A 2,301-nucleotide genomic window follows, 5' to 3' on the forward strand; every position below is an offset into this window, starting at 1 on the left:
AGCCACGATTACCCACCCCCAATGAGTATGAGTTTGCTATAGTGGCCTTATATACTCGACCTATAAATCCGCCATTACTTGCATTACCTCTTGTGTCTCCAGTAGCATAGCTATTCCTTACAGTCGTATTCCCATAGGTATAACCAATGAAGCCACCCACTCTTTCATCACCGGTTACATTTCCCTTAGCATAACTTCTATCTATGATACTGTTATTGCTAGATCCTAACACACCTCCGATATGATTACCTGTGGCATTAACATCTACTACAGCATAACTATCCGTTATACTAGATTTATAAATACTACCTACAAGACCGCCGCTGTGCCCGACGCCTTCCACTTCTCCAACAGCACCACTATTCTTAATCTCCGCACCGTTTCTGATGTAACCAGCGAGGTTACCTACATAGTTTTGGCCTTTAACACTGACTTTTTCTAGACTGACATCTCGAAGCTTGCCGTACTGCACGTAGCCAAATAAACCGACATAATCTTCTTCGGGACGGTTCACTGTGAGGCCTGTTATGGTATAGCCGTTTCCATCTAAGCTTCCTGTAAATGGCTGACCTTCATTTCCGATAGGTTCCCAATTTTCATACCCACTTAGGTCTATATTTCCTGCTAAAACGTAGTTTCCATTTAAGCTGTGTCTAATTTGATCTAAGTCCTCAGGACTTGATATTTGTTGTTCTTCTACGGTTAAGACATCTCGGTCCGGTACTTTTTGTAACCGAGGGTAACCACCATCTTCTATAACCCAAGTATTTTCAAAGTCCCAATCTGTGAAGGTGGCTTGAGTTTGCATTTCTTGTGTTGTTTTTGGGGTGGCGCCGGTGGTGCTTGTACTCCTTGAGGTATCTTTGTCATAAAAGTTATTAGAGTAGCTAGAACCAGAACTGTAGTTGTAGCCTACGAGACCACCATTACCCACTCCCACTGAGTATGAGTTTTCTATAGTGGCCTTATATACTCGACCTGTAAACCCGCCATTATTTGCATTACCTCTTGTGTCTCCAGTAGCATAGCTATTCCTTACAGTCGTATTCCCATAGGTATAACCAATGAAGCCACCCACTCTTTCATCACCGGTTACATTTCCCTTAGCATAACTTCTATCTATGATACTGTTATTGCTAGATCCTAACACACCTCCGATATGATTACCTGTGGCATTCACATCTACTACGGCGTAACTATCCGTTATACTGGATTTATAAATACTACCTACAAGACCGCCGCTGTGCCCGACGCCTTCCACTTCTCCAACAGCACCACTATTCTTAATCTCGGCACTGTTTCTGATATAACCAACGAGGCCGCCTACGTAGTTTTGGCCCTTAACACTGATATACTCTAAGTTAACTTCTCGAATCTTGCCGTACTGTACGTAGCCAAATAAACCAACATAATCTTCTTCAGGGCGGTTTACCGTGAGACCTGTTATGGTATAGCCGTTTCCATCTAGGGTTCCTGTAAATGGTTTGTCTGCTGTCCCTATCGGTTCCCAGTTTTCATACCCACTTAGGTCTATATTTCCTGCTAAAACGTAGTTTCCATTTAAATTATTCCTAATCTCGTTTAAGTCTTCGGGACCAAATATCTGTTGTTTTTTTACAGATAAGACATCTCGATCTGAGACTGTTTGTAACTGAGGATACTGCCCTTGCTCCATGACCCATATATTTTCAAAGTCCCAATCTGTGAAGGTGGATGGGGTTTGCATTTCTTCAGTGGTTTTTGGACTAGCACCAGTGGTGCTCGTACTTCTTGATGTGTCTTTATCGTAGAAGTTGTTAGAGTAGCTAGAACCAGAACCGTAGTTGTAGCCTACAAGTCCACCATTACCCACCCCCACTGAATATGAGTTTTCTATAGTGGCATTATATACTCTACCTACAAATCCGCCATTATTCACATTACCTCTTGTGTCTCCAGTAGCATAGCTGTTCCTTAAGATTGAATTCGCATATATATAACCAATGAAGCCACCTACTCTTTCATCACCGGTTACATTTCCCTTCGCATAACTTCTATCTATTGTCCCGTTAGAGCTAGACCCTACAGCTCCTCCAATATGATTACCTGTCGCATGCACATCTACTACAGCATAACTATCTCTTATATTGGATTTGTAAATTCTACCTACGAGACCGCCGCTGTGCCCGACGCCTTCCACTTCTCCTACAGCACCACTACTCTTAATCTCGGCACCGTTTCTGATATAACCAACGAGGCCGCCTACGTAGTTTTGGCCCTTAACATCTACGTATTCTAGATTAATATTCTGAAGCTTACTGT

General features: G+C 42.6%; 1 protein-coding gene. It reads right to left on the minus strand.

Annotated elements, in window-relative coordinates; translation table 11 throughout:
- Positions 1-2,301 (minus strand): GLUG motif-containing protein (locus JKM87_RS08070; protein ID WP_272899188.1); only part of this gene is annotated, 2,301 nt, incomplete at both ends.

It is taken from the genome of Caldalkalibacillus salinus (assembly GCF_016745835.1).
GTDB classification, from domain to species: Bacteria; Bacillota; Bacilli; order Caldalkalibacillales; family JCM-10596; genus Caldalkalibacillus_A; species Caldalkalibacillus_A salinus.